Below are 24,459 nucleotides of genomic sequence, written 5' to 3' on the forward strand. Positions count from 1 at the left end.
CGCGTGGGCGGGACAAATCCGCCGGGCGCGCTATGCCAATGCCTGAAGCCGCACCGGCGCGTCCGGCGCCATGGCCTGCAGGTCTTCCAGTTCCAGATCGCGCGTGATCACCACCAGCACGTCGCGGTCGGCGGGCGCCGAAGCCATGCGGCGCGGCATGCCGAAGGTGGTGCCCACGCTCTGGATCAGCACCGGTTCCGGGCAATCGGTCACGCGCAGCAGCGCCTTCACGCGCAGCAGGCGATCGCCGCAGAACCCGGCCAGATCGTCCAGCCACATCGAGAAATCGGTCCATGACAGCGCCTGCGTCGCGCCGCCGGTCCACACGCGGATGCGGGGATGGCGCAACGGCCCCGCGGCCCCCGCATCGCGCAGCGCCTGCAGCGCGAGGTCCACCGCCTGGGCGCCGGGCAGCGCGGCAAAAGCTTCGCGCACCGCGACGGCGCGATCGGCTTCGGCGACGATGCGCGCCAGCGGATTGAGCGCCTGGGCCCGCGCGCGATGCGCGTCGAGTTCGGCGGCCGGCACCAGATCGGTCTTGGTCAGCACGATGCGCTGCGCGGCGGCGAACTGCGCGGCCGCCTCTTCGAACTGCTCGTCGCGCAGCGCGCCCGCCTGGCAGTCGTAGGTGGTGACCACCGTCAGGCGCAGCCCGCGCGAGGCCAGCTCCGGATCGGCCAGCGACGCGATGATGGGCCCCGGCCGCGACAGGCCGCTGGTCTCGAGGATGATGCGCTTCAGCGGGCCATGGCCTTCGGGACGCGGCGCGTCCAGCAGCGCGTTCACCGTATGCACCAGGCTGCTGCGCAGCGAGCAGCACACGCAGCCGTTGGCCAGCAGCGTCATCCGCACGCTGTCGTTGCTGTCGGCCACGATGGCGCCGTCGATGCCGATCTCGCCCGCCTCGTTGACGATGACGCCCGTGTCGGCGGCATCGTCCCCCTCCAGGAAGTCGACCAGCAGGCTGGTCTTGCCGCTGCCCAGGAAGCCGGACAGGATGACCAGGTCAACGGGCGTGGGGGGGACCATCCGGATCTCCTTGCCAACTGCCTTTCACCAGATCACGCACGTCGGCCAGCAGTTGCTCGGTGTCGTACACGACGCCGCCCTTGACGGTGTAGCGCAGCGCGCGCTTCCACTCGACCTGGCCGTTGTCGTCGTTCAGGCGCATGGCGCCCGTGCCGTACAGCAGCTTGAAGTCTTCCAGCGGGTTCTGGTCGTGCACCAGCAGGTCGGCGCGCTTGCCCACGTCCACCGAGCCGGTGTCTTCGTCGATGCCCAGCAGCTCGGCGCCCAGCGAGGTTGCCGCGCGCAGCACTTCCAGCGGATGGAAACCGGCTTCCTGCAGCAGTTCGAGTTCGCGCACGAAGCCGAAGCCATAGATCTGGAAGATGAAGCCCGAGTCGCTGCCCGCGCAGACGCGCCCGCCCAGGTTCTTGTACTCGTTGACGAACTGCATCCACAGCCGGTAGTTCTGCTTCCACTCGATCTCGTTGGTGGTGCTCCAGCGATACCAGTAGGCGCCATGCCCGCCGCGCTGCGGCTGGAAGTACTTCCAGATGGCCTTCCAGGTGTAGTCGTCGTGCCAGTCGGCGCGGCGCGCGCGCATCAGGTCGCGGTTGGCGTCGTAGATGTTGAACGTGGGCACGAAGGTATGGCCCAGTTCCAGGAAGCGGTCCATGACCTCGCGCCACTTGGCGCTGCCGGGCTGCGCGGCCTGCATGAAGGTCTGGCCGGCCAGCGCGAAGCGGTAGTACTCGTCGCTGTAGTTGTAGTCGGTGGGGAAGTCCTGCACCACGCGCGTCTCGAACAGCGCCTCGGGCAGTCCGTAGTAGTGCTCGGAACTGGTCAGGCCCCATTCGGCCGACTTCAGCGCGTTCACGCGCGTGACCGCCATCTGCGCGTGATGGCAGCCCGAACGCAGGCCCAGCTTGCGGGCTTCGTCCAGCGCGGCCTGCATGATGGCCGGCGGCGCGCCGAAGAATTTGATGCCGTCGGCGCCGCGCGCATGCAGCTTGCGCACCCACTCGCGGCCCTGCTCCGGCGTGTGGATGGTCTTGACGCGATCGTTGACCGCAGGAAACGCCACGTGCGCCACGATGTTGGGCGCGGCGATCTGGTGGCTGGCGGCAAGCCGCTTCTGTTCCAGGTTCCAGCCCAGGCCGTTGATCGAGCCCATCTCGCGGATCGTGGTCACCCCATGCGCCAGCCACAGCTTGTAGATGTAGTCGGCCGGCGGCACCTCGCCGCTCATCGAGTGATACGGCGTGCCGATGTGGGCATGCGAATCGATGAAGCCCGGCGTGACGTACTTGCCGTGACAGTCGATCTCGTGCTCGCCCGCGGCGGGCCGGCGGTCGGGATTGATGGGTTTGTGCGGCGTGCCCACGTTGACGATGGCCACGATGCGGTCGTTCTCGACCACGATGTCCACCGGTCCCCAGGGCGGCGCGCCGGTGCCGTCGATGATGGTGGCGCCGCGCAGCACCAGGCGCTTGAACGGGCCGTCGCCGCGGTCGCGCGTGCTGGCCGCGTGCGGCGGATGCCAGCCCTTGGCGGCGTTGAGGTCTCGCGACTCCTCGCCGACCTCGGCATGGGCGTGGGGGTTGTCTACCGGCATGGGGATCTCCTGCAATCAGCCTATGGTCATCAGGCTGGCGTTGCCGCCGGCGGCGGCGGTGTTGATGCTGATGGAACACTCGGTCAGCAGCCGGTCGGGCACGTAGGCCGCGCCGGCCGCCAGCGCATCCGAGGTCAGGCCCTGGACCGACAGGATCGGACCCGGGCGCGCCGCCACGCGCTTGTTCAGCTCGCGCAAGGCATCGCTGTCGCCCTCGAACAATACCGCGTCGTAGTCGGCGCCGTCGATGTCCGCGTCCTGCGCCAGCGCGATGCGGGCCTGGGTGGCCTCGTCCTGCGAGGCGCGCCACTGGCGTGCCGCCGGCGTGTCCAGCAGCAGCAGCGAATTGCCCGTGAGCTGCGCGGCGGCCCATTGGGCCTGCGCGCCGGCCGCCGTGGCGGCCACGCCCAGCACCCGGCCGCGCGGCAGCAGGCGATAGCTGTTCTGCTCGCCGGTCGGGCCGGGCAGCACCAGCGTGGGCGGCTGGCCCTGGGCGGCATCCATCCAGGCCGGCAGCCCGGCGGGCCGTACGGCCAGCAGCCGGTACAGGTACAGCGGGCCGCCGGCCTTGGGACCGGTGCCCGACAGCCCTTCGCCGCCGAAGGGCTGCACGCCCACCACGGCGCCGACGATGTTGCGGTTGACGTACATGTTGCCCGCATGCACCGTGGACGTGACCTTGACGATGGTCTCGTCGATGCGCGTGTGCACGCCGAAGGTCAGGCCATAGCCCGTGGCGTTGATCTGTTCCAGCACGCCGTCCAGGTCGTCGCGCGCGTAGCGCAGCACGTGCAGCACGGGGCCGAACACTTCGCGCGTCAGTTCGCTGAGGCTGTCTATCTCGATCAGCGTGGGTGGTACGAACGTGCCGTAGCGCGCGCGCGGATCCATCTCGACCTGGTCCACGCGGCGGCCGGCGGTGCGCATGGCCTCGACGTGGCGCTGGATGCCGGCGCGCGCCTCGGCGTCGATCACCGGGCCCACGTCGGTGGACAGCTGGTCGGGGTTGCCCACGCGCAGTTCGCGCATGGCGCCGCGCAGCATGGTAAGAACGTGGTCGGCGCTGTCCTCCTGCACGCACAGCACGCGCAGCGCCGAACAGCGCTGGCCGGCCGAGTCGAATGCGGAGTTCAGCACGTCGGCCACCACCTGCTCGGCCAGCGCCGACGAGTCGACGATCATGGCGTTCTGGCCGCCGGTCTCGGCGATCAGCGGTATGGTGCGGCCTGCGTCGTCCAGCCGGTCGGCCAGCGCGCGCGCGATCAGCCGCGCCACTTCCGTCGAGCCCGTGAACATCACGCCGTGCACGCCCGGACTGGCCACCAGTTCCGCGCCCACGCTCTCGCCGCGGCCCGGCAGCAGCTGTACCGCGCCGGCCGGCACGCCGGCCTCGCGCAGGATCTCGACCGCCTGCGCGGCGATGAGCGGCGTCTGCTCGGCGGGCTTGGCGATCACGGTGTTGCCCGCCGCCAGCGCGGCGGCCACCTGGCCCGTGAAGATCGCCAGCGGGAAATTCCATGGGCTGATGCAGAGCACAGTGCCCAGCGGCCGATGGGTGTCGTTGCCGAATTCGCGTTCGATCTGGTCGGCGTAATAGCGCAGGAAGTCCACCGCCTCGCGCACCTCGGCGATGGCGTTGGACAGCGACTTGCCGGCCTCGCGCACGATCAGGCCCAGGAGGCCCTGCATGCGCTCTTCGAGCAATTGCGCGGCGCGGCGCAGGCACTGCGCGCGCGCCTCGACCGGCGTGGACTGCCAGATCGGCGCCGCATTGGCGGCTTCGCGCAGCGCGGTCGCCACCTCGCTTGCGTCCGCCTCGATCACGCGCCCCACCAGGTCGCGATGGTCGGCCGGGTTGCGCACGTCGGCCGCGCGCGATTCGTCCCACGGCGCCGCCTCGCCCAGCATGGGGCCGGCGCGCCATGCCGTGGCGGCGCTGGCCAGCAGCGCGGCCGACAGCGAACTAAGGCGGTGTTCGTTGGTCAGGTCCAGGCCGGCGGAATTCAGGCGCGCACCGCCGGCGGGGCCATTGCCATTGCCGTTGCCGTTCGCGCCATACAGCTCGCGCGGCAGCGGAATCTTCTCGTGCGGCGCGCCCAGCGGCACCACGCGCGAGGCGGCCTCGACGGGGTCGGCCACCAGCTGCTCCACGGGCACGCTCTCGTCGCCGATCAGGTTGACGAAGGAGGTGTTGGCGCCGTTCTCGAGCAGGCGCCGCACCAGGTAGGCCAGCAGGGTTTCGTGCGTGCCGACCGGCGCGTAGATGCGGCACGGACGGTTCAGCTTGCCCTGCGCCACCGGCCCGACCACTTCCTCGTACAGCGGTTCGCCCATGCCGTGCAGGCATTGGAACTCGTACTGGCCGGGGTAGTAGTTCTGGCCGGCCAGCTGATAGATGGCGGACAGCGTATAGGCATTGTGCGTGGCGAACTGCGGATAGACCGCCTCCGGCGCGCCCAGCAGCTTGCGCGCGCAGGCCAGGTAGGCCACGTCGGTGTAGATCTTGCGCGTGTAGACCGGATAGCCTTCCAGGCCGTCGATCTGGGCGCGCTTGATCTCGGTGTCCCAGTACGCGCCCTTCACCAGCCGCACCATGATGCGGTGGCGGCTGCGGCGCGCCAGGTCGATGACGAAGTCGATGACGAAAGGCGCCCGCTTCTGGTAAGCCTGGATCACGAACCCGATGCCGTTCCAGCCTTCCAGCTCGGGGGTGTGACAGAGCGCCTCCAGCAGATCCAGCGAGATCTCGAGGCGATCGGCCTCTTCGGCGTCGATGTTCAGGCCCACGTCGTAGCTGCGCGCCAATACGGCCAGCGCGCGCACGCGCGGGAGCAGCTCGGTCATCACGCGTTCGCGCTGCGCGCGGGCGTAGCGCGGATGCAGGGCCGACAGCTTGATCGAGATGCCCGGGCCCTCGTAGATGCCGCGGCCCGCGCCGGCCTTGCCGATGGCGTGGATGGCCTGCTCGTACGAGGCGTAATAGCGATCCGCGTCCTGCGCGGTGGTGGCCGCCTCGCCCAGCATGTCGTACGAATACCGGAAGCCGCGCGCTTCCATCTTTCGGTTGTTCGCCAGCGCTTCGGAGATGGTCTGGCCGGACACGAACTGCTCGCCCATCATGCGCATCGCAAGGTTCACGCCCTTGCGGATCAGCGGCTCGCCGCCCTTGCCGATCAGGCGCGTCAGCGCGCGCGACAAGGTCTGCTCGCTGTTCACCGCGACCAGCTTGCCGGTCAGCATCAGGCCCCACGTGGCGGCGTTCACGAACAGCGACTGGCGCCCGCCCAGGTGCGACTTCCAGTCGCCGCGCGCCACCTTGTCGCGGATCAGCGCGTCGCGCGTGGCCCGGTCGGGAATGCGCAGCAGCGCCTCGGCCAGGCACATCAGCGCCACGCCTTCCTGGCTGGACAGCGAGAACTCCTGGATCAGTCCCTCCACGCCGCCGCCCTTGCGCTTGCCGCGCAGGGTCTGCACCAGGCCGGCGGCCATGGCGTGGATCTTCTCGGTGTTCGGCATGCGCGCCTGGCCCAGCAGCAAGGGCACGCATTCAGGCTCGGGGCGCCGGTAGGCCGCCGTGATGGCGGCGCGCAGCACGGACTGCGGCTGCACGTCCTGGCCGAACTCGAAGAACGGCGGCATGGCGGTTCCCGCCACGGTATCGGAGTCTTCGCTCTGGGAATCGTCGGCCGCCAGGTGCGACATTTCCGCGGGCAGCTGGCCGCGCTCGATTTTGTCGAGGTAAGCCAGCAGCGCCTGTTTGTGCAGCCAGTGCGGCGTGCAGTTGAGCTTTTGCGCGGCCGCCTTCAGGCGGTCACGCAAGGCGTCGTCCACCTTGACGCCCAGAGTTGTGCTGACCATGACGGATTCAGGCCTTGAGTTCGTTGTGATGGATCGTGCCGTCCTTCATCACCAGGGGGATGTGATCGCCCTGGCCCAGCAGGCAGGACACGTCGCGGTACGGGTTGCCATCGACCACCAGCACGTCGGCATGGGCGCCGGGCACCAGGCGGCCCAGGCGGTCTTCCATGCGCAGCACCTCGGCGGCGGTCGTGGTGGCGCTCTGGATCACTTCCCAGGGCGACAGCACTTCGGTGCGAATGCGGAATTCATCGCTCTGCAGGCGCTGCGAGGGGCCCAGCAGGTCGGAACCGAAGCCGATCTTCACGCCGGCCTTCTTGTAGATCTCGAGCGAATGCAGGCCGGCCGTGCGCACCGTGGCGATCTTGGCCACGCTGTCGGGCGGCAGGCCGTAGTCGGCGCCTTCATTGGCCAGCGCCTCGTACGTGACCAGCGTCGGCACCACATAGGCGCCCTTCTCGGCCATGATCCCGGCCACGCGCTCGTCGACCAGATTGCCGTGCTCGATGGTGCGCACGCCCAGGCGCACCGCGCGCTCGATCGCGTCGGCCGTGTACGAGTGCGCCATCACATAGGTCTGGCGGCCCGCGGCCTCTTCGACGATGACGCGGATCTCGTCCTCGGAATAGCCGAACGAGGCGATGGGGTCGGTGGGCGACGCCACGCCGCCCGAGGCCATCATCTTGATCTGGTCGGCGCCCATCTGCAGTTCCTGGCGCACCGCCTTGCGCACGTCCTCGATGCCGTCGGCCACGCGGCCGATGTCGCCGGCGCGGAAGCAGCAGCCGCAGAAGCTCATGGGACGCAGGTGGTCGGAGCGCGGCCGCGGATCGCCGTGGCCGCCGGTCTGGCTGATGGCGCGGCCCGAGATGAACAGGCGCGGTCCGGCCACGGTGCCCTCTTCCACGGCGCACTTCAGGCCCCAGCCCGCGCCGCCCGCGTCGCGCACGGTGGTGAAGCCGCGACGCAGCATGGCCGCCATGATGGGCACGGCGCGCATCATCACCAGCGCGTCGGGCAGCACGCCCTGCGAGCTGAGGTTGAGCTGCGTCGCCATGACGTGCGCATGCAGGTCGATCAGGCCGGGCATCAGCGTCTTGCCGGCCACGTCGATGACCTGCGCGGACGAGGCCGACAGCGGACGATCGGAGACCTCCTTGATCTTCCCGTCCTCCACCAGCACGTGGAAGCCCTCCTGCAGCTCGGGCTGCAGCGGATCGAGCAAGGCGGCGTTCTTGAACAGTACAGCGGTCATTCTGGTTGCTCCGTACGTATCGTTATGTGTGATGAGTCGGAAGAAGGAATCAAGAGCCCATCGTCTTGACGTAGCGGCGATGGATCAGCCAGTTGGACAGCATCGCCATGATCAGCGTGGCCAGCACCAGGATCAGCGCCATCGCCGAACCGAACGGCCAGTTCGAGGCGCGCGTGATCTGGTCATACAGCGCGGGAGCCATCATGGTGAGGCCGGTGCCGCCCAGCAGCACCGGCGTGGCGTACGCATTCATGCACAGGATGAACACCAGCATGGTGCCCGCTGCCACGCCCGGCGCGGCGATGGGCAGGACCACGCGGCGGAACGTGGTGAAGAAGTTGGCGCCCAGATTCTGCGCGGCCTCTTCCACCGAGAAGTCGATGCCTTCCAGCACGCTCTGCAGCGTGAGGATCAGATAGGGCATGACCACCGCCGTGGTGCCGATGACGACCGCGGTGGGCGTGTACATGAACTGCACCGATTCGGTGATCAGGCCCAGGGACTTCAGCAGGGAATTGAGCGCTCCCGCGTTGCCCAGGATCACCATCCACCCGGCCGCGCGCACCACGTTGCCCACCATCAGCGGAAACACCAGCAGGATGATGAACAGGCTCTTGTAGCGGCTTTGCGTCTTGGCCAGGAAGTAGGCCACCGGAAAGCCCAGCACCAGGGCCAGCACGGTGCACAGCGCCGCCACGCCTACGGTGTCGACGAACACGTCGTGGTAGTACGGATCAGAAAAGAAGCGCACGTAGTTCTGCAGCGTGAACGCTTCCTGCATCATCTCGTTCGGGTCGAACCTGTTGAAGCTGTAGCGAAACAGCAGCAGGATCGGCACCATGATGATCAGCAGCACCACCAGCGAGGCCGGAAAGGCCATGCTGGGGCCGAGCAGGCGCGACTCTCGGCTGGGTCGGGCGACAGCGGTATTCATGGCCGTCATTCCGAGAACAGCACGCAGTCGGCGGGCTGGAAGCACGCGTGCACGCGGGTGCCGTTGCCGATGGGCGCGTCCAGGCGCTCGGCGCCGTTGGCCACCTGGCTGGTGACGACCTCGCCGCTGTCCAGCTTCACGCGCACCTCGAGCAGCGAGCCCAGGTACACGGCCGACTCGACCACGCCCGGCAGCGCATTGCGATGCACCTGGCTGGTTGCCAGGCGGACCCGCTCGGGCCGCACGCCCAGGTGGCGCGCCTCGCGCACGTCGCTCTGCACGGCGATGCGCGTGCCCTTCTCGGTCACGAAGCTCGAACCTTCCAGGCCGCCGCGGAAGAAATTCATCTTGCCCAGGAAGTCGGCCACGAACAGGTTGGCCGGATGCTCGTACAGCGCCTGCGGCGCGCCGACCTGCTGCACCTTGCCGTCGTGCATGATCGCCATGCGATCGGCGATGGCCAGCGCTTCTTCCTGGTCGTGCGTGACGAAGATGGTCGTCAGGCCCAGGCGCTGCTGCAGCGCGCGGATCTCTTCGCGCACCTCGAGGCGCAGCTTGGCGTCCAGGTTGGACAAGGGTTCGTCGAGCAAGAACACCTTGGGCTGGATGGCCAGCGCGCGGGCGATGGCCACGCGCTGCTGCTGGCCGCCCGACAGCTGCCGCGGATAGCGGTCGCGCAGTTCGGTCATGCGCACCATGTCCAGCACGTTGCGGATGCGGGTGTCGCGCTCGGCCGCGGGCACCTTGTGCATCTCGAGGCCGAAGGACACGTTCTGCGCCACGGTCATGTGCGGGAACAGCGCATAGCGCTGGAACACCATGCCGGTGTCGCGCTTGTGCACGGGCAGCGGCGTGACGTCGACGTCGCCGATGCGGATCGTGCCCGCCGTGGGCTCGATGAAGCCCGCGATCATGCGCAGCGTCGTGGTCTTGCCGCAGCCGCTGGGGCCGAGGAAGGCCACCAGTTCGCCGTCCGCGATGTCCAGGGAGAAATCCGCAACCGCAACCGAGTTGCCGAACTGCTTCTTGAGTCTTTCGATGGAGACCTTGGCCATTATTCTTACACCACCTGGCTGAGTTTCACGAAGCGGTCGGTCACCAGCATGATGATGCCCAACAGCAGGATCTGAACCGACGACACCGCGGCGATAGTCGGGTCCAGATTGAATTCGAGGTACTGCATGATTGCGATGGGCAGGGTCGTGTTGCCCGGTCCCACCAGGGAAAGCGACAGTTCGAGGTTCTCGAACGACACCACGAAACTGAACAGGGCCGCGGCCACGATGGCGGGCCGCAGCATGGGCAGCGTGACGCGCATGAAGGCCACGCGGCCGCTGGCGCCCAGGTTGCGGGCCGCCTCTTCGATGGAGGGATCCAGGCCGGCCATGCTGGCCGACACCAGCCGCACTGTCCAAGGAATGGTGAGGCACACGTGGGCGATGACCAGCCCGCCGTAGGTGCCGACGATGTCCATGTCCAGGTAGTTTTCGGCGGCCAGGTAGAACAGGTAGATGGCGATGCCGGCGACGATGCCCGGAATGAGCAGCGGCGACAGCAACAGCGTGTTCACCGGCTTGCCCCCGGCGAAGCGGTAGCGGATGATGCCCAGCGCGGCCAGCACGCCCATGATGACGCCGCACACCGCGGCCAGCACGGCCACCTGCAGGCTGAACAGGAATCCGTTGGCGAACGCTTCGTTGGCCCAGGCCTTGACGTACCACTGCGTGGTGTAGCCGGACGGCGGGAAGTAGAGAATGGCGTCCTTGAAGAAGCTCAGCCAGACCACGAAGATCAGCGGGCAGAGCATGAAGAAGTACATCAGGACGACGAAAGCGCGATGCAGGATGCGCGCAAGGGGGAAGCGGCCTCGCCGGACGGGAGCCGGCGCGGCGGCGCCCGGCGCATCGGCGCCCATGACGGGCGTAGCGGTGGTTGCCAAGACGTTTCCTTAGTGCGGAAACCGCGCCACGGCAGGAACCGTGAAAAAGAACGCGGCTTACTATCGGTAAACCGCGATACTAAGGAAGTAGCAACCGATTTGTAATACTGGTTAACCTTTAAGGGTTTACCCTTCATTCGGCCTGGAACCTGGACCTAGGCCGCGACGCAACCCAGCAATTGCACCTGGTCCGAGGCCGGCGTGGCGCCCTGGCCCTGCGCACGTATCGCCGAGGCGATGGTGGAGCCCAGTTGCGCGATGGCCTGCTGGTGAGCCCGCACCACGGCGTCGGATTCGCTCGCGGCCGAGGGCTCGGCTCCGCCGCCGCCGGACACGGGCACGTCGACACGGGAGCGGCACAGCAGGCCCGCGACCTTGGCCTCGCCCTGCGCATCGCGCCGCACGCGCCAGGTGGCCTCGATGACGGCCGAGGACCCCGGCGTGGATTCGAAGCGCTGCATGTCGACCAGCACCCTCCACACGGGCGTGGACCCCAGCGGCTTGACCACGCGCACGTCGGGCACACCCAACTGACGCGTCAGCGCATCCGACAGGGCGTCGCGCATCTCGTCGGCCAGCGGCGCGCTCCAGCGGTCGGAATACACGGCCGTCAGCTGGCCGGTGCCGTTGCGCAGCATGAGCTGCGGCTGGTCTACCTGGGGCGGCACGCTGACCGGCAGCACTTCGATCATGTAGTTGGCCGCCGCCACGGCGCCGCCATTGCCGGCAGGCGCCTGGGGCGGCGCCACCAGCGTGTGATAGCGTACCGGCGGCGAATCCGCGCAGCCGGCGAGCGCGGCGGCCAGCGCGGCGGCCATCGAGGCCGCCATGATTGCCGAAGCCGCCCGGCGGGGATAGGAACGCAGCGAGGCAAGCGCCAGGGTGGTCGTCATGTCAGTTCCTTACGGGCCCCGCGCCCGGGATGGGATCTTCGCCGCGCCCGCGCAGCAGCGACTCGGGATTGGTCTGCAGGAACTCGGAAAGCGCCCGCAGCGAACGCGCGGCACGAGCCAGTTCTTGCATGGCGCGGTCGGCATTGACCGGTATCGAGGCATCGGGCGCCAGCATCTGGTCCACCCGCTGCAGCGACTGCTGCGCCTGCTTCAGCACCTTGCGCGCATCGGGCGCCAACTGCCTGTCGATCTGGCTCACCAGGCTCGAGGTGCTGGCCAGCGTGTTGCGCAGTTCCTTGCCGATCTGGTCGAAGGGGATCTTCTCGATCCTGGTGACGATGTTGCCGATCTGCTCCTGCAACTGATCGAGTTGGCCGGGCACCGTCGGGATCATGGCCGGGTCGCTGGGATGGAACTCGACCGGCTTGGCATTGGGGAAGGTATCGAGTACGACATACAACTGCCCCGTCAGCAGGTTGGCCGACCGCAATTGCGCGCGCAGGCCGTACTTGATCATCGTGCCCATCAGCTTGAAGCCCGCGAACTGGTGCTCGTCCTCCGCGGCCCGCAATTTGTCGTACACCGGGCCAAGGCGCTCGGGATAGAGCGTCGCGTCGGCGATCGCGAAGAACCGCTTCTTCTCGCTATCGAAGTCGATGGTGATGGCGGTGACGTCGCCCAGCGTGATGCCCTGGAAGTCGACCGGCGCGCCCACCGCCAGCCCGCGTATCGACTGATCGAAACGCATGCGGATGCGGAACGGCTTGCTGTCCGGATTGACCTTGGCATCCGCCTCGCCGGGATACAGGTCGAAATTCGAATCGGCCGGGGCGGGCTCGACGCTGCCCCGCGTGGACACATTTTCGAAAGCGATGCCGCCGATGGCCAGCGAGACCAGCGACTGGGTGCGCATCTTCAGGCCGTCGGCATTGACCGACACATCCACGCCGCTGGCGTTCCAGAAGCGTGTTCCCTTGGTGACGAACTTGTCGTTGGGCGCATCGATGAACACTTCGATGTTGACCGCCTTGCCGCTCTCGTCCAGCGCGTACCCCACCACGCGGCCCACACTGATGCGGCGGAAATAGACGGGCGAGCCTATGTCGAGCGAGCCCAGGTTGCTGGCCTTGAGCAGGAAGCGCTTGCCGGAGCGGTCATGCGTGACCGCGGGCGGCGTCTCGAGCCCCACGAAGGCCAGTTTCTGGGGCTTGCCGCCGTTGCCGCCCTCGCCTTCCGGCGCGTCCACGCCGATGTAGGCGCCGGACAGCAGCGTGCCCAGGCCCGACACGCCGGTGAAACCCAGCCGCGGCCGCACCACCCAGAAGTTGGTGCCTTCGCGCGCCAGATCGGCCACGTCCTTGGACAGCGCGGCCTCGACGATGACCTTGCTGCGGTCTTCGTTGAACCCCACGCCCTTGACCACCCCGATGACCACGTCCTTGTAGCGCACCTGGGTCTTGCCGACCTCCAGCCCCTCGGCGGTATCGAACTGTATGGTGATTTCGGGCCCCGCCTGCATCCAGGTCTTGACGACCAGCGACAGCCCGGCCAACGCGGCCACCACGGGCACCAGCCAGATCCACGAGATGCGGCGCTGCTTCTTCCTTGCTACGTCGGGCACGCTGACGGACGTGCGCGGGCGCCGCTCGGGCGTCTGGTCAGGCGTCGGGTCGGCCATAGGAACTAGGACTCTCGGTCGGGATGAGACCCATATCCTACCGGAGCCGTGGCCGGCTTGCCTGGCAGCGGGCCAGCCTGGAAGTGCTCATGGGAATGGGCCGACGCGGAAGGCTCCTCGTCGTCGCCCGGGGCGGCGTGGTCCCAGACGCGCCGGGGATCGAAGCTCATGGCGGCCAGCATGGTAAGGATGACGACCAGGCCGAACGCGGCGGCCCCCGTGCCGGCGCTGATCTGCATCAGCCCCTGGAAGTCGGCCAGTGCCGCCAGCACGATGACCACGAAGACGTCGAGCATGGACCATTGGCCGATGAATTCGACGAGCTCGTACATGCGGGTGCGCGCGCGCAGGTTGCGCGCGCTGCGACGCTGCACCGAAACCAGCAGCACCACCAGCGCCAGCAGCTTGGTCAGCGGCACTACCACGCTGGCCACGAAGACGATGAGCGCGATGTCCCACGAGCCCCCGTCCCACAGCTCGACCACGCCGCCCAGGATGGTGTGTTCGCTGTCGCCCAGCAGCGACGAAATGTTCATCACGGGAAGCAGATTGGCGGGGATGTACAGGATGGAAGCCGCGATGAGCAGGGCCCACGTGCGTGCCAGGTGATCGGGCTTGCGCAGATGTACCGTGGCGTCGCAGCGCACGCACGAATGCGCATCGCCGGCGTGTCCGGGGAGATCGGGCAGCGCCTGCACCTGCCCGCAGACGTGACAGCCGGCCAGCACCTCGCCCTGCCCCAGCTTGGGCACGTGCACGGGGGCGGCGCCGCAGGCCTCGGCATAACGCCACAACGCGTGCGGCGAGAGGCGGCCCAGCATGGTCAACAGGACCGTGAGCAACGCAAAGCCGGCCAGCCCGATCTCGGGCTGCACCGCCGCCATGCCGGCCAGCTTCACGACGGACACCAGCACGCCCAGCAGGAACACGGGCACCATGCTCCAGGGCCGCAGCCAGCCCAGCAGCCGGATGGCCAGCGACATGCCCCGTGCGCGGCGGCCCTGCGCCAACGGCGCCAATACCCAGAGCAGCGTGGCCATCTGCAGCAGCGGCAGCGCGAAGCCGGCAAGCCCGGTCATGATGGCGACGGCCTGGTGCCCCTGCTGCCATGTGATGAGCACGGCGTCCAGCAGCGTGGCGCGCTGCTCCACACCCTGTACGCTGAGACTGGCCACGGGATACGCGTTGGCCACGACAAACACGACCAGCGCAGCCATCACCAGCGCGAGCCACTCGGAAGGCGTCAACCTGGTGTAACGCCACAGCAGCGTGCCGCAACGCGAACAGGTGGCGGCCTCATCGCGCTGCAGCGCGTGCCGGCGATAGACGCTGGCACAGTGCTCGCAGGCGATGAGCGGCTCGCGATCCAACACTTGGTGCTGCGCTTATTCGGCCAGGGCGACTTCCTGCTTGGCGGCCGGATCGTCCGAGGACCTGTCCTCGTCGAAACGCAGAACGACCTTGTCGCCCTCGTCCAGATCGACCGTGACGTTGCCGCCGTCGACCAGCTTGCCGAAGAGCAGCTCGTCGGCCAGCGCGCGCCGGATCGTGTCCTGGATGAGGCGCTGCATGGGCCGGGCGCCCATGACGGGATCGAAGCCGGCCTTGGCCAGGTGGTCGCGCAGCTTCTCCGTGAAGACGGCTGCCACGCGGCGCTCGTGCAGCTGGTCTTCGAGCTGCATGAGGAACTTGTCGACCACGCGCAGGATGATGTCGCGCGTGAGCGCGCCGAACGGAATGATGGCGTCCAGGCGATTGCGGAACTCGGGCGTGAACATGCGGCGGATTTCCGCCATTTCGTCACCCGCGACGCGGCTGTTGGCGAACCCGATGGACGGACGGTTCAGCGTCTCGGCGCCCGCGTTGGTCGTCATGACGATGATGACGTTGCGGAAGTCCGCCTTGCGGCCGTTGTTGTCCGTGAGCGTGCCGTGGTCCATGACCTGCAGCAGGATGTTGAAGATGTCCGGATGCGCCTTCTCGATTTCGTCGAGCAGCAGCACGCAGTGCGGCTGCTTGGCGATGGCCTCGGTCAGCAGCCCGCCCTGGTCGAAGCCTACGTATCCCGGCGGCGCGCCGATCAGACGCGACACGGCATGGCGTTCCATGTACTCGGACATGTCGAAGCGCTGCAGCTCGACGCCCAGCGTGAACGCCAGCTGGCGGGCCACTTCGGTCTTGCCCACGCCGGTGGGACCCGAGAACAGGAAGGCGCCGATCGGCTTGTCCGGCTTGCCCAGGCCGGAGCGCGCCATCTTGATGGCGGCGGCCAGCGCTTCGATGGCCTGGTCCTGGCCGAACACGACGGTCTTGAGGTCGCGCTCGAGCGTGGCCAGCTTGCTGCGGTCGTCGTTGGACACCGACTGCGGCGGAATGCGCGCGATCTTGGAGACGATGTTCTCGATCTCGCCCTTGCCGATGACCTTCTTCTGCCGCGAGCGCGGCAGCAGGCGCTGCGCCGCGCCGGCCTCGTCGATGACGTCGATGGCCTTGTCGGGCAGATGGCGGTCGTTGATGTAGCGCGCGGAAAGTTCGGCGGCGGCGCTGAGCGCCGCGGCCGAATAGCGCACGTTGTGATGCTCTTCGAAGCGGCTCTTCAGGCCGCGCAGGATCTGCACGGTCTGTTCGACGCTGGGCTCGGGCACGTCGATCTTCTGGAAGCGGCGCGACAACGCGTGGTCTTTCTCGAAGACCCCGCGATATTCGGTGTACGTGGTGGCGCCGATGCACTTCAGCTGGCCCGACGACAGCGCCGGCTTGAGCAGGTTGGAGGCGTCGAGCGTGCCGCCCGAGGCCGAACCCGCGCCGATCAGCGTGTGGATTTCATCGATGAACAGGATGGAATCGGGATTGCTGCGCACCTGCTTGAGCACGCCCTTCAGGCGCTGTTCGAAGTCGCCGCGGTATTTGGTGCCGGCCAGCAGCGCGCCCATGTCGAGCGCGTAGACCTGCGCGGCCTGCAGCACCTCGGGCACCTCGCCGCGCGTGATGCGCCACGCCAGGCCTTCGGCGATGGCGGTCTTGCCCACGCCCGCCTCGCCCACCAGCAGCGGATTGTTCTTGCGGCGGCGGCACAGCACCTGGATGACGCGTTCGACTTCGTGTTCGCGGCCGATGAGCGGATCGATGCGGCCAGCCAGGGCGGCGGCATTGAGATCGGTTGCGTACTGGTCGAGCGGGGACTGCCGGCTTTCGCTCTGCTCTTCCCCGTTGGTCTGCTGTTCTTTCTGCACGGCGGAGGTCTCCTCCTGGGGCTGCTTGGTGATCCCATGAGACAGGAAATTGACCACGTCCAGCCGCGTCACGCCCTGCTGCTGCAGGTAATAGACGGCGTGCGAATCCTTCTCGCCGAAGATGGCGACCAGCACGTTGGCGCCGGTGACCGGCTTCTTGCCGGTGCCGCCGGCGGACACGTGCATGATGGCGCGTTGGATGACGCGCTGAAAACCGAGGGTGGGCTGCGTATCGACTTCGGCCCCGCTGGGGATGACCGGAGTGTTTTCGGTGACGAACTGGCGCAGGTTGCGGCGCAGGTCGTCCAGATTGGCAGCGCAAGCGCGCAGCACTTCCACCGCCGATGCATTGTCGAGCAGCGACAGCAGCAGGTGCTCCACGGTGATGAATTCATGCCGGGCAGAGCGAGCCTCGACAAATGCCATATGCAGGCTGACTTCAAGCTCTTGGGAAATCACGCTTCCTCCGTAACGCATCGAAGCGGTCACGTACACGATTCATATTCTATGCCGATCATGGCGTAACGCCAGAGATTTCAAATGCAAGACCGGCATACCGACCCTGTTCGTCCATGACGGTAAGTGTGTACCGTCCATTGCGAGTCAGGGACAAACTTTGCTGCTGGCCGGCTGCGCCCTGTCGGTGCACCCGGCCGTCCAACATCCACCATACTTCACCGCGCGCGCCCTGCGCGCGGACGTCCAGCGTTACTTCATGCCGGCCCGGCACCGGCCGCAGCACCGAACCCTGGGCCACGCCCTCGATGCGCAACGGACCTTGCGCGACGTCGGCATATCCGGGAAAGGACGGCGGCACCGTGTCGTCCAGCGCCCACGCGCGCCGCGCTTCGGGGCAGCGGCCGCCGGGCGCGCTTTCCTGGCGCCAACCCAGCGGCCAGCAGGTCAGCACGGATCGCACCGAAGCAGGCTGCACGCGAGCCATCTGCGGACCGGGCGGCAGCGCCGCCACGATGTCCTGCAACAGCGGCGCGGCCACGTTGGCGCCGAAGAACCCGGGGTTGGGCGTGCCGTCGGGACGGCCGACCCAGACCCCGATGGTCCATCGGTCGGTGACCCCCACGGCCCAGGCATCGCGGAAACCGAAACTGGTGCCGGTTTTCCAGGCCAATCGCCGTCCCGGCGACGCGGACTGGAAAAACGGCCGTTCCGGATCGCCCCCGGATTCGAGAATATCGCGCACGATCCAGGCGGCGCCGTCACTCATCATACGGGACTCGACGCGCGGATCGGCCGGATCCAGCCGGGGCCGCCCGGCCAGTCCGCCGCGCGCCAGGGCGCGATAAGCGCCCACCAGTTCTTCCAATGTGGTGCCGCCCCCGCCCAAAATCAAGCTCAGATTCGGCTGGGTGCTGGCGGGCATGCGCAGGCGCACACCGCCCCCCAGCATAACCGATGCGAAGCGGGCGGGTCCGAGCCTGTCCAGCAGGTCGACGGCCGGCACGTTCAGCGAACGCTGCAACGCCTGCGCCACACTCACCGGGCCAGAGAACGACGCCTGGAAGTTGCCCGGCGCATAGCCCCCGAACGACATGGGGGCATCCATCAGCAGGCTCTCCGAATGCACCAGCCCATCGTCCAGCGCCAGCGCATACAGGAAAGGCTTGAGCGTGGATCCCGGCGAACGCACGCCGCGCACCATGTCCACGTGGGCGTATCGGGAATCGTCGGCGAAGTCCGCCGAACCGGCGTAGACCTTCACCTCCAGGGTGTCGTTGTCCATGACCAGCGCCGCCATCGACACTTTCGGCGGTAGCGCGTCGATGCGGTCCAGCAGCATCTGCTCCACCACCGCCTGCATCTCGGCATCCACGCTGGAGCGCACGACCGCGGAACCTGCCGCGCGCGGATGTGCTGCCATCAGCCGCTGTGCGGCCAGCGGAGCCAGCCAGCGCGCGCGCAGCGGCGGCGCCACCACATTCTCGATACGCGCATCGGCCACGTCGTTCGCGTCCCAAGCGCCCAACTGGGCCATGCGTTCCAGCACCTTGTCGCGCGCGGCCTGCGCTGCTTGGGGGTGACGATCGGGGCGCAATCGCGACGGAGCCTGCGGCAGCGCGACCAGCAGCGCGGCCTCGGCCCGGCTCAGCTGCGTGGCGGACTTGCCCAGCCACAGGCGCGAACCCATCTCCACCCCCTGCACGATGCCGCCCATGGGCGCGTGCGTCAGATAGATGGAGAGAATCTCGTCCTTGTCGTAGTGCAGTTCCAGCTGCACGGCGCGCCAGATCTGCCGCAGCTTCGCGCCCATGGAACGTGACGGACGGCCGGCCAGCGCCGGATCCGCCAGCCGCGCCACCTGCATGGTCAGGGTGGAACCGCCGGACACGATGCGGCCCTCGGTTAGCCACTGCCAGCCCGCGCGCGCCATCGCCAGCGGATTGAAGCCGGGATGCCAGTAGAACCAGCGGTCTTCGTAAGTGAGCAGCGCCTGCAGGTATAGCGGCGAAACCTGCGCGGGCGCTACCGGATAGCGCCACGCGCCGTCGCGGCTGGGATAGGTGCGCAGCGGCGTGCCGTCGGCTGCCACGACTACCGCGGCGCCCGCCGTGCCGATGCGCGGCAGGGGCATCAGGCGATCGAGCACCAGCACGGCGGCGATCAGCAACAGCAACGCGCCGAATGACATCGCGGCCATCCGGCGCGCGCCGCGGCGCCAGCCGGATGGCTGGCCGTCCGCGGGACGGCCGGCTTTCTGGATCACGACCCGGGCGCCCCGCGATCGAGTATGTGGATGTCGCTCCACGGAGTGTCCACCCCGCGGACTTCAGGCCGGTACATGTCTTCGGCCACTGTGGAAGGCACGCGGTAGCGGCCCGGCGTGACCACGCGCACCAGGTAGAAGACGTCCACCTGTCCACGGCCCAGCGACACGGCGGCGACGTAGCGGTCGTCGCGGAACTCTCGGTGCTTGATGTTGGGATCCGCCAGCGCCTCGGCCACGCGGCGCCCGCCGATGGTCCAGTCCTGCATGTTCTCGCCCTGCGAGAGATTCAGGTTCTCGACTTCGAAGCCCGCCGGCACGCGGTCGACGATCAGGCCATCGGGCACCAACTGGCGCGCATCGGCCTGGATGCGCACCACCAGCATGTCGCCGGTGCGCAGCGTGCCGCCGTTCCACAGCTTGGCATCCGGCGTGTACCAGCGGCGCGCCAGGCGGATCACGTCGCCGCGCGGCGCGGGCGGCTGCAGCGCCGTACCCTGGACATCGAGTTCGGCATACAGCGGCTGCTCGCCCGTGTTGCGCAGCTGCAGGCCAGCCAATTCGGCGGGCGCGACCGACAGCGTCTGGTCCGTCGAACCGCTCAAGGCCTGCTCGCCAGCGCCCGCGGCGCCGCGAGACAGTGCGGCGCGCCACGCGCCGCCGCTGCCGGTGGAGCGGGCGGCCAGCAGCAGCGCCATCTGTTCCTGGGTCGACATATACGAGCGTCCGCCCAGGCGCGCCGCGACCTGGTCCAGCAACGTCTCGGCACGCGCGTCGCGCAGGCCGTGCTGCATGGCGATGGCATAGGCCAGCGCGTAATCGCGCACGCCGCTGCCGTAGTCGCCCAGCCAGTCGTCATAGCTGCCGCCCTGCCGGCCCAGGCCGTAAGCGCGCGTCATGGCGTCGTTCAGCGCGGACTTCATGCGCCCTTCGTCGCCCAGCAGCTTGAACGCCGCGGCCAGCTGCATCAAGGGCAGCGGCGAGCGCGCGCGTTCGCCATAGTTGTCGTAGAGCAGGCGCACGGCGGACAGCGGCACCTTGCCGTCTCGCGCCAGCACCAGTGCCGCCGTGGCCAGCCCCGCGAAGCGCTGATGATCGCGCCTGAGGATCTCGGCATCGTTGCTGTCGAAGCGGCCCGCGGCGGCGTTGCGCTGCAGGTTCGGCGACCACGTGCCGAAGTCGCCCGAGGCTTGCTGCACCTGCGTCAGCAGCCAGTTGCGCGAGCCCTCGAACGAGGCCTGCGGCACCTCGAAGCCCTGGTCGCGCGCGTCCTGCATGAACCCGACCGCATAGGCCGTCAGCCACACGTCGCGCGTCGAGGTATCGCCCCACAACGAGTACGAGCCCGTCGCCCCGCGCATACCCGACAGGCGCTGCAGCGCGCCGGCGATCCTGTCCTGGCGCTCTTTCTGGGTGCGAGCCTTCAGCCCGAAGCGCTTGGCCGTGGCCTCGTCGATCAGTACCCATGGCAGCGCCGCGCTGATGGTCTGTTCGGTGCAGCCATACGGATAGTTCAGCAGGCCGTCGACCAGGCGGTTCACGTTGAACGGCGGCCGGTTCGACAACGTGAGACTGACGCTGACCGAATCCGGGAAGTAATTGCGGAGCCAGTCGGCCTGTCCGGCCAGCGTTTCGCCGGGCGCAAGCCGCAGCCGCCGCACGCTGCGCTCGGGCGAGTACGCGGGCTGCACCTGCAGCACGGACTCGCGCAGGATGCGCACGGGCTCGGGTCCGCCATCGCCATTGACGGACAGGCGCATCATTCCCAATCCATACGAGCCGGTGGTCGTGGCGGTGAAGCGCACCGTCGTGCGCTGCTTGTCGCGCAGCGTGACGGTGCGCGTGCCGTCGGCGATGGCCAGCGGATCGAGCGCCTGCAGGTTCACCGTGATCTTCTGCGGCGCACCGCTGAGATTCGTCAGGTCGAGCGCGATGGCGGCATGGTCGCCGGGCGTGATGAAGCGCGGCGTGTTCAGCTCGGCCACGATGGGCGCGGCCACCTGCATCTGCGCATCCGCGCTGCCATAGCGCTCGGCCGTGAAGGCCACGGCCATCAGGCGCAGCGTGCCGTTGAAATCGGGCACGTCCAGCGGTATGTCGGCTTCGCCGCGCTCGTTCAGCCTGACCGGCCCGGAATACAGATCGACCAGCTTGACCTTCTTGGGCAGGCTGCGGCTGTCCCCGCGCATGGCTGCGTCGCCGCCCCACTTCAGCCGCCCCGCGGTGCCGTCCATCTTCTCGATCAGCTTGCCATACATGTCCAGCAGATCGGGCGCATAGCGGTGCTTGCCGAAGAAGAAATCGAAGGGGTCGGGGGTGGCGTACTGATTGATGTTGAGAATGCCCACGTCCACGGCCGACAGCGTCACCATGGCCTGGCCGCCCTGCGCGCCGTCGACCTTCACGCGCACCGTCGCGCGCGTCTCGGGCTTGATCTTGGCCGGCGCGCTCAGCCGCACGTCCAGCTTGCGATCATCATTGGCCATGGGCAGATAAGCCAGGCCCACGGCGCGCGCCGGCGTGACGCGGTCGCCCTGGCTGCCCGGCCGCAGCACGGTGGCCGACACGTACAGGTCGTTGCGCTTCCACGATGGATCGAGCGGAATGTCGACTTCGGTGCCCGCGGTGCTGGCGCTCACCCACTTGGACCACAGCATGCGGTCGCCTTCCACCGTGATCAGCGCCTGGCCGTCGTGCGGCGGCGTCAGCGTGAGCTTGACCGTATCGCCCCGCTTGGCCGGCACGGCCGACAGCTTCATCTGCACGCGGTCCGGCCGGTTGCCCACCGACTCCGCGTCCTGTGCGCCCCAGCCGGCATAGAAGCGGTAGCGCAGGGTCTGGCCCGTCTCGGGATCCGCGATCTCAAGACGATACGTGCCCCACCCCACCGCCAGCGTCAACGATGTCCGGCCCGCGATGTCCAGCGTGCGCGAGTCGCTCAATTCGTCGTTGAGGATGTAGCCGCTGTTCCAGCCGCGCTGGTCGTCATAGCGCCAGTAATAGCGGCGATCCTCGCGGTACAGGCGCATCTGCGCCTGCTTGAGGGGAACGTCGCGGCCCTGCGCGTCGACGCGGATCAGTTCGAAGCCCGCAGGAGCGCCCTCGCGCGCGACGTCGCGGTCGAACAACGGCCGCACCGCGATCAGCTTGTCGGCAGGCCATATGGTGCGCTCGAGGGAACGCACCACGGGACGGCCGCCCGACTCGAGCAGGCTCGCCGACAGCCGCATCAGCATCGGAGAGTTCGCGCCCTGCGACAGGTCGTCGATGTCCAGCGAGGCCTTGCCCTCGTCATCCAGTTCGGTTTCCGGCAGCGTCTGGAACTGGCGCTTGCCGTCGTCGTCCACGTCGCCGAAGACGAAGCCGGGCCATTGCTGCGGCAGCGCGTTGCGGTTGCGCCGCACCGCCACGCTGCCCAGCAGGCGGTTGCCCGCGGCCGGCGCACCATACAGATAGTCGCCCTGCACGTCGACGCGCCACGATTCGCCGCGCGCCACGGGTCCTTCCGGCGAGGTCAGGACCAGCTTCATGCGCTCGGGCAGGAACTCCTCGACCTGGAACCACCATGAGGCGTCCGCGACGCGGCTGGCCGGGTCCACGCGCAGCTCCAGCGACCAGGTGCCGGTCTGCGCGTCGACGGGCATGTCGATGGACTGCTCGAGATAGTTGGGCGCGTCGGCATGCGGATGCCACAGCGCGGTGCGGGCCACGCGGCCGTCGGGCCGCTTCAGCGTGGCAGTCAGCGGCGCCGATGGCAGCGGACGCCCATCCGGATCGCGCGGCAGCACGGACACGGTGAAGGTCTCGCCAGGACGGTACAGATTGCGGCCGGCATACACGAACAGGTTGTTGTTGCGCGAGGGATGGCCGCCGACGTCGAACTCGGACAGGTCCAGCGAGGGCTCGCCCAGCGCCAGCACCGTCATTTCCTGGCCGCGCACCGCGCGGATCAAGCGCGCGGCGCTGTGGGCGCCTTCGAAGCGGACGTGGCCCTCGGCATCGGAGCCGGCCTTGGCCAGCACCTTGCCGGCCTGGTCGACCAATTCGACCGTCGCGCCGGACACCGGCTGCCCGGATTTCAGCGACACCACATAGCCTTCGAGGCGCGACGGATAGCGCCGCGCCATCAGGCCCATGTCGCTGACGTAAAAATAGGTGACCTGCGATTCATAGCGGAAGCGCCCGGGCTGGCTCATCACCGCGACGTAGATGCCCGGCTGCCTCAGTTCGGCGATCTGCTCCACGGGCAGGAAGGTCACGTGCCGGCGGTTGGGCGTGGCGTCCGTGATGAAGCGGCCCTGGTAGACGCTCTGCGTCAGCGCGTGCAGCCGATCGAGCTCCCAGTTGCTGACCAGGCCCTTCAGCCCGCGGTTGTCCGAGTACTCCCAATCGACCGCGTCTTCGCCGTCGTCGTCGGAGGAATCGCCGTCCTGCGGTTGCGCCGTCGCCGGACCGACGCGCAGCACATCGCCGAAGAACTCGGGCACCCGCTCGGGCGGCACGCGCAGGAACTGCACGTCCACCTCGGGCTGGTTGACCGTGACCACAGGCAAACCGCCGTTCTGGCCAGCCGGCAACACGACCCCGCGGCTGGCGAAGTAATAGGAAGGCGGCATGGCCTGGGTGTCCACCTGGCAGTAGCCGGCGGCCGGCAGGGTGACCTTCTCCGCTGCCGCGGGCAGGCCGGCGCGCAGGCGCACGGTATACGCACGCTGCGGCTGTACATAGGGGAAATAGGCCACGCGCGGGTTGTCGCCCACGATCCAGCGGCCTTGGGCCGTCTTGCCCTTCGCGCCCGGGTCGCCGGACTGGACGGCGCCGGGCGCATCGGAACCGTCGGCCGCGGCCTGCGCCACGTCGTCGGATTGCGACGAGCGGTCGGCGGACGGTGCGGTTTCAATCACCTCGAGATAAGAATCCAGGTTGGCGCGGCGGTCGACCGGCTGCGTGAACGTCACGGCCAGCGCCGGCGCGTCGCCGTACTCGCGCTCGTGGCAGCTGAGGGCCGCGAACGGATCCGCCTGGCCGACCACGGCGCTGGCTGGCAGCGCAGCGGGCTGTGCGACGGGCGCCGGAGGACGGATCGGCGCCTGGGCGGTCGGTGTCTGCTGTGTGGCGGCGGGCGGCGCCTGTCGATCGGTCTGCTGACTGCCGCTGCGGCCGGCCCACCATCCCAGGCCTGCCGCCGCGGCGACGACCAGCACCATGCCCAGGGCCAGACCGGCCCCCTTCCTCTTTCCCGACACAGCACACCTCTACGGCGACATCGATTCTGATTCTCGCGTCAGCCGACCTGCCCGAGGCTGCGCGCCGCTCACTTGCAGAAA

The 24,459-nt window shown here is 68.4% G+C and carries 13 protein-coding genes; all 13 read right to left on the reverse strand.

What is annotated here, in order from left to right; translation table 11 throughout:
• Positions 1-30: 30 nt before the first annotated feature.
• A complete protein-coding gene (locus tag CAL15_RS14605; RefSeq protein WP_086079265.1) occupies positions 31-1,029 on the reverse strand; it encodes a CobW family GTP-binding protein in 999 nt (332 codons plus the stop codon).
• Positions 1,007-2,620 (reverse strand): amidohydrolase family protein, encoded by a 1,614-nt coding sequence (locus tag CAL15_RS14610; protein ID WP_086079266.1) that lies wholly within the window; start codon positions 2,618-2,620, stop codon positions 1,007-1,009. The genes CAL15_RS14605 and CAL15_RS14610 overlap by 23 nt, the downstream gene beginning before the upstream one ends.
• A gap of 15 nt (positions 2,621-2,635) precedes the next feature.
• Positions 2,636-6,478, reverse strand: coding sequence for a trifunctional transcriptional regulator/proline dehydrogenase/L-glutamate gamma-semialdehyde dehydrogenase (gene putA / locus CAL15_RS14615; RefSeq protein ID WP_086079267.1), 3,843 nt, complete (start codon positions 6,476-6,478; stop codon positions 2,636-2,638).
• A gap of 7 nt (positions 6,479-6,485) precedes the next feature.
• On the reverse strand, positions 6,486-7,733 hold the full coding sequence (locus CAL15_RS14620) for a metal-dependent hydrolase family protein (RefSeq protein ID WP_086079268.1): 1,248 nt from the start codon (positions 7,731-7,733) through the stop codon (positions 6,486-6,488).
• A gap of 49 nt (positions 7,734-7,782) precedes the next feature.
• Entirely contained in the window at positions 7,783-8,667 is an 885-nt protein-coding gene (locus CAL15_RS14625; protein WP_086079269.1) for an ABC transporter permease, read from the reverse strand.
• Positions 8,668-8,672: 5 nt separating this feature from the next.
• On the reverse strand, positions 8,673-9,722 hold the full coding sequence (locus CAL15_RS14630; protein WP_086079270.1) for an ABC transporter ATP-binding protein: 1,050 nt from the start codon (positions 9,720-9,722) through the stop codon (positions 8,673-8,675).
• A 5-nt stretch (positions 9,723-9,727) separates the two neighbouring features.
• The gene (locus tag CAL15_RS14635) at positions 9,728-10,486 is read right to left on the reverse strand and encodes an ABC transporter permease (RefSeq protein ID WP_232468236.1); all 759 of its coding nucleotides are present in this window, start codon (positions 10,484-10,486) and stop codon (positions 9,728-9,730) included.
• A 275-nt stretch (positions 10,487-10,761) separates the two neighbouring features.
• Positions 10,762-11,436 (reverse strand): PqiC family protein, encoded by a 675-nt coding sequence (locus tag CAL15_RS14640; RefSeq protein ID WP_086081107.1) that lies wholly within the window; start codon positions 11,434-11,436, stop codon positions 10,762-10,764.
• Positions 11,437-11,500: 64 nt separating this feature from the next.
• Entirely contained in the window at positions 11,501-13,177 is a 1,677-nt protein-coding gene (locus tag CAL15_RS14645; RefSeq protein ID WP_086079272.1) for a PqiB family protein, read from the reverse strand.
• A 5-nt stretch (positions 13,178-13,182) separates the two neighbouring features.
• On the reverse strand, positions 13,183-14,547 hold the full coding sequence (locus tag CAL15_RS14650; protein ID WP_086079273.1) for a paraquat-inducible protein A: 1,365 nt from the start codon (positions 14,545-14,547) through the stop codon (positions 13,183-13,185).
• Positions 14,548-14,562: 15 nt separating this feature from the next.
• Complete coding sequence (clpA, locus tag CAL15_RS14655) at positions 14,563-16,869, reverse strand: ATP-dependent Clp protease ATP-binding subunit ClpA (protein WP_198299059.1); 2,307 nt, start codon at positions 16,867-16,869, stop codon at positions 14,563-14,565.
• Positions 16,870-16,924: 55 nt separating this feature from the next.
• Complete coding sequence (gene pbpC / locus CAL15_RS14660) at positions 16,925-19,066, reverse strand: penicillin-binding protein 1C (RefSeq protein ID WP_086081108.1); 2,142 nt, start codon at positions 19,064-19,066, stop codon at positions 16,925-16,927.
• 62 nt (positions 19,067-19,128) lie between these two features.
• The gene (locus tag CAL15_RS14665) at positions 19,129-24,378 is read right to left on the reverse strand and encodes an alpha-2-macroglobulin family protein (RefSeq protein WP_198299060.1); all 5,250 of its coding nucleotides are present in this window, start codon (positions 24,376-24,378) and stop codon (positions 19,129-19,131) included.
• Positions 24,379-24,459 lie beyond the last annotated feature (81 nt).

It is taken from the genome of Bordetella genomosp. 13, assembly GCF_002119665.1.
GTDB lineage: Bacteria > Pseudomonadota > Gammaproteobacteria > Burkholderiales > Burkholderiaceae_B > Bordetella.